This window comes from Streptomyces sp. NPDC085596, assembly GCF_044541565.1.
Lineage (GTDB): Bacteria > Actinomycetota > Actinomycetes > Streptomycetales > Streptomycetaceae > Streptomyces.
The window spans coordinates 184652-191742 of record NZ_JBITTC010000004.1; the positions used below are offsets into that span (position 1 = coordinate 184652).

A 7091-nucleotide genomic window follows, 5' to 3' on the forward strand; every position below is an offset into this window, starting at 1 on the left:
TCACGGGGACCTCCTTGCCGTATCGCCCTGCCGCGAGGTGCGCAGGGCGCTGTGCTGTTGCCGCCACGCCTTCAGCACATGGGCGCCGAACCGGTCCTCCAGCAGACCGGTGGCGTGCACGCCGAAGGCGATGTCGGCCTCGAGGTGCGGCTCGTCGGCCAGCAGCCCGCCGACCACGTCACGGCGGACGACCTGCTCGTGCACGGCGTCCGCCTCCACGTGCTCGTCGTAGAACCGCTGCGCGGCCGCCCCCGCCCCGGTACGGCGCAGGGCCGCGGCCATCCGCCGGGAGCCCGGCGACGACGTCACCTCGACCGTGGCGAAGTGGCCGACCAGGGCGCCCCGCAGGGCGCGGTGCAGCCCGAACAGGGACATCAGGTTGACCGTGGCCAGCGCGGAGGCGGGCGCCCGGTCGAGATAGCGGCCGTACGCCGTGTCCAGGCCGAGGTCGCTCATCAGGTCGGCGTACAGCTGGGCGTGGATCTCGTCCGGGCGTCCGGCGCCGAACTCGTCGAACTCGACGGCGACCATGGCCGCCTTGGCCCGGCCACGCAGCCTCGGGATGACCCAGGCGTGCGGGTCGGCCTCCTTCAGGTGGTACAGCGAGCGCAGGGCCGCGTACTCCTTCAGCTGCCACAGCTCGCCGTCGCGCTGGAGATGGTGGCTGACACTGCTGTCGTCGTGCCCCACGGGCTCGACCAGCAGCGCGTCCAGCGCCTCCGCGGCGCTCGCGCCCGGCGGCACGTCCCGGCGCAGCGCGGCGAGGAACGGCCGCTCCAGCGACCGGCGCAGCGCCAGCAGGCCGGGATCCCACTCCAGTTCCTCGGGCACACCCTCGAAGCCCCGGTAGTGCAGCTCGTAGAGGGTGTACAGGGCCAGCTGGAGGTCTTCGCCGTACGGGTCGACGGTAGCCGGAAGCGTGTGGTCCAGCGCGGTGTCCCCGCCGGTCAGCGCGGAGACGACCGAGGCGGACAGGTCGCCACGCGGCTGGGGGAGCGCGGGCGCCGTCACCTCGTCTCCTTCGCGTTCTTCGCGCGTCGGCGGTGGCTGGTGTCGCACCAGGGGTAGATACGGCTGCGGCGGCAGGTGCAGAGGGCCACCGTGAAGCGCCGCGAGGTGACGACCGTGCCGTCGGGGCAGGTCACCTCGACCGGGCCGGGCAGGAGCAGCGGGCCGTCGGGCGTGATCGTCACGCCGGTCACGGTCTCGGCTTCTCGGCGCACGGCTGACCACCGTCCTCTCGGCTCGGGTCCTCGCGTCCCCCCACGAGTACCCGCTGGAAGCCGGCGAAACGGCCCGTCCGGGTCAGTGGCGCACGGCGCGGATCACCACCAGCTCCTCCTGGTCCTCGTGCCGGTCGCGCAGCATGCCCCGGCTGTGCAGCCAGGACCGGCGCTCGCGCAGCACGGGACCGAAGGGCACGGTGGCCCGGTCCACCACGGTGGCGTCCAGTCCGGTGGCGGCGAGCCGGTCCAGGGTCGGGGTGGTGCCGCACAGGGCGGAGTGCACGAGCAGGAGGACCCCGCCGCTGTGCAGTACGCCGGAGGTGCTGTCGCAGATCCGGTCCACGAAGACCCGGCCGTCCGGCCCGGCGTCCCAGGCGCGGGCCGGGCCCCGGCTCGGCGGACTCGGGGCGGGCGCGGGGACGTAGGGCGGGTTGCTCACCACCAGGTCGTATCTTCGGCCCGGCACGGCCGCGACGAGGTCGCCGTGGCGGACGGTGATGCACTGCCCGGCGAGCAGCGCGTTGCACCACGCGGTGGCCAGGGCGCGCCAGGAGATGTCGACCGCCGTGACCCGTGCCCCGCGCAGCGCGGCCCGTACGGCGAGTGCGCCGCTGCCGGTGCACAGGTCGAGGACGGCGGAGCCGTCGTCCAGGCGTTCGTGCTCCAGGGCGCGGGCGATGAGGCCGGTGTCGTGCTGCGGGGTGTACACGCCCGGTGGTGTCGGCAGCGCTGCCAGTGTTCCCATGTCCGCCTCCTGGACGCCGGGCGTTCTCGTGCCTGTGTCTGAGTGCCCTTCGTCGCGGTGGCCACACGTCGGGGGCGACGGGCGTGGTCCGGCGTCACCGCATGGAGGCGGCCGGTGACGCACGAGCGCGCCACGGCCGGGGTGGCCGTGGCGCGCCGGGAGCGGGGCCCTCGTCAGCAGTAGAGGTTGCCGCCGGGGGAGACGCCGAGGATCTGGGAGAAGCGCTGGTAGGCGTCGACGCGGCTCTGCACCTGGGCGGGGTTGCGGCCGTCGCACTCCAGGGAGCCGTTGATGCTGCGGATCGTCTGCCCGAAGCCCGCCTGGTTCACCATGGCGTTGTGCGGGGTCATGGAGCCGGGGCCGGACTGGGTGTTCCAGTACCAGAGGCCGGTCTTCCAGGCGACGGCGCTGTCGTTCTGCACCAGGTTCGGGTTGTGCAGCAGGTCGATGCCGAGCGCGTCACCGGCCGCCTTGTAGTTGAAGTTCCAGCTGAGCTGGATCGGGCCGCGCCCGTAGTACGCCGCCTGGCCGGCCGGGCAGCCGTACGACTGGCTCCAGTCGCAGTACGTCGGGTAGTTCGCGGTGTTCTGCTCGACCACGTAGACCAGACCGCCGGTCTCGTGGTTCACGTTGGCGAGGAAGGCCGCGGCCTCCTGCTTCTTCACCGTGTCGCTGCCGCTGTTGGCGAAGCCGGGGTACGCGCCGAGTGCGTTCACGAGCCCGCTGTAGGAGTAGAACGAGTTCCGGTTCGGGAACATCTGGTTGAACTGGGCCTCGGTGACCACGAAGTTGCCGACGGGCGTGTTCCCGCCGCCGCCGTCGCAGTTGTACGGGTCCCAGTACCAGGTGCTGATGATCGGGTCGTAACCCGGGTTGTCGTGCTCGGCGATGTACGCCTTGCCGTCCGTGTACCGGACGATGTCACCGGCCCGGTACGACTTGCCGGCCACCCAGCTGGGGTAGCTCGAACAGGAGGCCGCCGGAGCGGCCGACGCGGCCGGCGCCGGAAGCAGCACGGGGGCCACGGCGAGGGTGAGCGCGGCCAGCGCGGCGGAGATGTGTCGTCTCGACACTGAATCAACTCCTTGGATTTTCACGGCCGTTCCAGCACAGGACAGAACGCGAGCGCGCTCCCTGCGGACACACCGGAGACACCGGCGAAGGCGTGGGGGGCGGCCGTGATGGGGGGTGTGGGGCCACACTCAAACGCATTGGTCTGTACCAGTCAAGCGGGTGGGCGGGGGAAGGGCGAAGTTCGGTCAAGTTGCTTGTGGGCGAATCGGCGTGAACCCCTGTCAAGTCCCGCGGGTGATCTCTACGGTTGGACCCGTCGGTGGAACGACAGGCGACCGGAACGTGGGGAGAGCGGTGGAAGCCGAGATGATGGCGCTGGCGGCCATGTGCGCCAGCAGCCTCATGGGACTGGCCCTGCAGGACCTGTGGGGATGGGGCAAGAAGCGCTTCGCCACCCTCCTCGACCGGGGTGCGCGCGGCCGGCACGCCCCGGTCGAGGACGAGTTGGAGAACCTCCGGCAGGTCCTGCTCGACGCGCGCGGAACCGGCGACGAGGACGCGGCCCAGGCCGCCTTCACCGCCTGGGCGCTTCGCTTCGAAGGTCTCCTCGCCCAGCACCCCGAGATCGCCGACCGGGCGCGCGCGGTCGTCGGCGAGACCATCGAACGCAGCCCCGCTCCGGTCGCCTTCGCCAACATCGTCCACTACGTCAACAACTCGGCCGTCCTGCGGGCGATGAACGACCACTGGACGCGCTGCACGGCCGAGCACCGCATGACCGCGATGTTCCTGTGCGGCCTGCCGGGCGTCGGCAAGCGCACCACGCTGCGCCAGTGGCTCCAGTCCCGGCAGGACGCGCTCCCCGACGAGGTGCTGCACGCCGACCTGTCCCCGGACGAACGCGGGCGCCCGGCCGACCTGGCGGCGATCCTGGAGCGCTGGCTCGACGAACTCGGCGTCCCGAGACAGGACCGCCCGGCCGACCTCGATCTGAAGGCGGCCGAACTACGGCGCGTCCTGCGCCGCCGGCCCAGGTCCGTCCTGCTGGAGAACGTGACCAGGCTCGGCCAGGTCCGCGCCCTGCTCCCGGACTCGCCGCGTTGCGTCCTGCTGATGACCGGACAGCAGGTCCCGGCCGCACTGGAGTCCCTGCTGGACTTCGAACCCGTCGACGTGACACCCCTGCGGGACGACCACGCCCTCGAACTCCTCGTCAAGGTCAGCCGCAGCACCGAGAGCCCCGAGCGACTCCGGCCGATCGTCCGGCAGTTGGGCGGGCTGCCCCTGGCGGTGCGACTCGTCGCGGGACAGCTCAAGACGCCGGTGCCGGGGGTGCTAGAGGACATCACCGCCCGTCTCGCGGACCGGGTTTCACGACAGGAGCTGCTGACCGTGGACGACGCGCAGAACCTGCCCGGCGCACTCGACACCGGCTACGCCCACCTCGCCGCGGACGCCGCCCTGCTCTACCGACGGCTCGGCGTCCTGCCCCGCCTGGACCTCCAGATGGACTCCGTACTGGCGCTCCTCCCGGACCGGGAACCGGCCGCCGCGCGGCGCGCTCTGCAAGCCCTCGTCTCGGCACGGCTCGTGGAGTTCGAGGGTGTGGACACCTACCGCATGCACCCCCTGGTCCACGACCATGCCGTGAGCGTCGCCGAACGCGGGACGACCGAGGCCGAGCGCGCGGAGACGGAGGGCTGGTTCGTCCGCCACCACCTGCGAACGGCCGAGTCCGGCGAGGCGGCCCTGTCCTCCCGCTGGCGGTACGACCCGATGAACGTCTACGCGAGCCACGTCCGCCGGCCGCAGAGCACTTACACCGAACGCGAACTCGGCCGCCGCCGCGCGGGCCTGCTCGCCGCGGTGCACCTGGCCCATGACACCGGACTGCACAGCGAGGCATGGCGCCTGTGCCAGGGCCTGTGGACCTTCTACCTCCGCACGGCCGGCCACGCCGAGTGGATCGAGTCCCACGAGGCCGGCCTCGCCTCGGCCGAGCGGACCGGCGACCCGCTGGCGACGGCGCGGATGCATTACCAGCTCGGCTTCGCCCACCTGGACCGCTGGAACGTGGAGGAGGACGACCCGCGCCGGGCGCGCGAACACCTGGAGGCCGCACTCGACCACGCACGCCCCGAAACACCGGACCGCGGCGAGGGGGAGCGGCGCACCCGGTCGAGCGCGCTGGAGGGCCTGGGCCTGCTGGAACTGAAGCTGAAGCGCCCGCAGCACGCCCTCGCACGCCTCGACGAGGCCATCGCCGCGCTCGACGGCGTCGACCACCCGCGTGGCCTCGCCCTGCTCGCGTACCACCGCGCCCCCGCCTACACCGCGCTGCGCCGCCACGACGACGCCGAGCGCACCCTGCGAGAGGCGCGCGAACGCTTCACGGCGCTCGGCGAGGGCAAGGACATCGCGCTCAACATCGGCAAGACCTGGCTCAGGTGCGCGGAGGACCGCCGAGTGCGCGGACAGCTCGACGCGGCGGCCGACGCCATGGACGCGGCCATCGCGGAACTGCCGAAGGCGGAATCCGCCTACACCCTCGCCGCGGCCCACCTGCTCCGCGGCGACATCCACCGGGACCGGGGCGACAGGGACCGGGCCGCAGCCGACTGGGAGAACGCCCGCGAACTCTTCACCGCCGCTCGCAGCACCCGCGCGGACGAGGCGCGCGAGCGGCTGGCTGAGTCAGCGGACGGGGGCGACTTCGAGTAGGGCGGGGGCGAGGCGGTCACCCGCCCGAACCTCGATACGGACGTGTTCACGGACGGGGAAGCGCTCTGCCCAGGCGTGGACGGCCGAGGCGGCGACGGTGAACGAAGCCCACGTGGGACGGTCGGTCCAGCGCGCCCGCAGACGTGTGTCGTCGGCGAACAGGACCGTGCAGCCCCGGTCGGCCTCCTCGACGGCGACCAGACCGCACGCGGGATACCGGGCGGCGAAGTCGGACCACTTCACCGCCTCAGCACGCGGACACCGCTCGCGCGGGAGGACCAGTACATCGGCCGACCTCGGCCAGCGAGGGTCCGGGTCGTCCGGGTCGGCGGTCAGATGCGCACCGGCGAGGTGACGCTGCTGACTGCCCTGCAACGGGCCGGGATGGCGCCGCACGGAGACGGTCGCTTCGCGTTCCTCGACCTCGGTGGTCACCGCCATGGCCGGCAGCTGGGGCAGCCGGCGCCCGTCCTCGGCCGGAATCGACGGTACGGGGATCGCCCGGGTCGCGGCCGGGTGCGAGGGCTCGGCCAGGTCCAGCCGCGAGTAGAGGAGTCGGCGCAGGAGGGCGGCCGACCTGCCCGGCTCCGACGTCACGCTTCCTCGCAGCGCGGCGAGTTCCGGGTCGTCGCGCTGGGCTTCGGCGGCGCGGGTGAGCTGATCGGGCAGCGGTCGCGCGGCATCGAGCCGGGGTACGAGGTCGCCCAGTTTCCGCATGGGGGAATCCGGGGCCACGACGGAATCCTGAAAGGCGCCGAGCAGGGTGGGAATTCCGAGTTCGATGCCGTACAGGCTCAGTGATCCACTGTCGCCTATCAGGAAATCCGCCGCGCAGAGTGCCGATTTCCATGTCTCGGATTCGGGGGAGGGGAGAATGAGGCCGTGGTCGAGGAGCGGGGCGAGCCAGGTGCGGATCTGCCAGGCGCCGTGTGCGTACCAGGCATTCGGGTGTATGGCCGCCAGAATTCGGAATTCGTCGGCGGGGAGTTCCGCGAGGGCGCGCCGCAGGGCGGTGGTACTCGGCGAGCCGAGAACGGAGCCGCGCCCCCAGGTCGACGACACGACCACCAGCCGCTGGCCGGGCAGGAGGCCGAGTGCCCGTCGGTACGTCTGACGGAACGCGGTACCTGTCGTCAGCTGGTCGAGACACGGGTCTCCAGCGACATAGGCCACCGGTAGCGCCTCCGGACACCCCTGGGCGAGCCGCCCGAGCTGTTCCCTGTGCGACAACACGATGGCGGACGGAATCACCTGCCCGTCGTGCATGAGCCACTCGTCCGTCAGGCCAAAGGCTTCCGGCTTCCGGCTTCCGGCTTCCGGCTTCCGGCTTCCGGCTTCCGGCTTCCGGCTTCCGGCTTCCGGCTTCCGGCTTCCGGCTTCCGGCT

At 72.2% G+C, this 7091-nt stretch carries 6 protein-coding genes; 1 reads left to right on the forward strand and 5 read right to left on the reverse strand.

Features of this window, described 5'->3' with window-relative positions; translation table 11 throughout:
- The 4 genes from ACIGA3_RS14020 to ACIGA3_RS14035 form a co-directional block, all read right to left on the reverse strand.
- Positions 1-1011 carry an iron-containing redox enzyme family protein gene (locus ACIGA3_RS14020; protein WP_399714452.1) on the reverse strand — a complete coding sequence of 337 codons (1011 nt, stop codon included), beginning with the start codon at positions 1009-1011 and terminating at the stop codon, positions 1-3.
- Entirely contained in the window at positions 1008-1193 is a 186-nt protein-coding gene (locus ACIGA3_RS14025) for a CDGSH iron-sulfur domain-containing protein (protein ID WP_399714455.1), read from the reverse strand. Before ACIGA3_RS14025 ends, ACIGA3_RS14020 begins: the two co-directional genes overlap by 4 nt.
- A 112-nt stretch (positions 1194-1305) precedes the next feature.
- The gene (locus ACIGA3_RS14030) at positions 1306-1971 is read right to left on the reverse strand and encodes a HemK2/MTQ2 family protein methyltransferase (RefSeq protein ID WP_399714457.1); all 666 of its coding nucleotides are present in this window, start codon (positions 1969-1971) and stop codon (positions 1306-1308) included.
- Between the two features lie 173 nt (positions 1972-2144).
- The gene (locus ACIGA3_RS14035) at positions 2145-3044 is read right to left on the reverse strand and encodes a glycoside hydrolase family 19 protein (RefSeq protein WP_399714459.1); all 900 of its coding nucleotides are present in this window, start codon (positions 3042-3044) and stop codon (positions 2145-2147) included.
- Between the two features lie 295 nt (positions 3045-3339).
- Between ACIGA3_RS14035 and ACIGA3_RS14040 the strand changes: the two genes are divergently transcribed.
- The gene (locus ACIGA3_RS14040) at positions 3340-5706 is read left to right on the forward strand and encodes an NB-ARC domain-containing protein (protein ID WP_399714462.1); all 2367 of its coding nucleotides are present in this window, start codon (positions 3340-3342) and stop codon (positions 5704-5706) included.
- Here the strand turns inward: ACIGA3_RS14040 and ACIGA3_RS14045 are convergent.
- A complete protein-coding gene (locus ACIGA3_RS14045) occupies positions 5680-6972 on the reverse strand; it encodes a hypothetical protein (protein WP_399714464.1) in 1293 nt (430 codons plus the stop codon). The genes ACIGA3_RS14040 and ACIGA3_RS14045 overlap by 27 nt on opposite strands.
- Between the last annotated feature and the right edge of the window lie 119 nt (positions 6973-7091).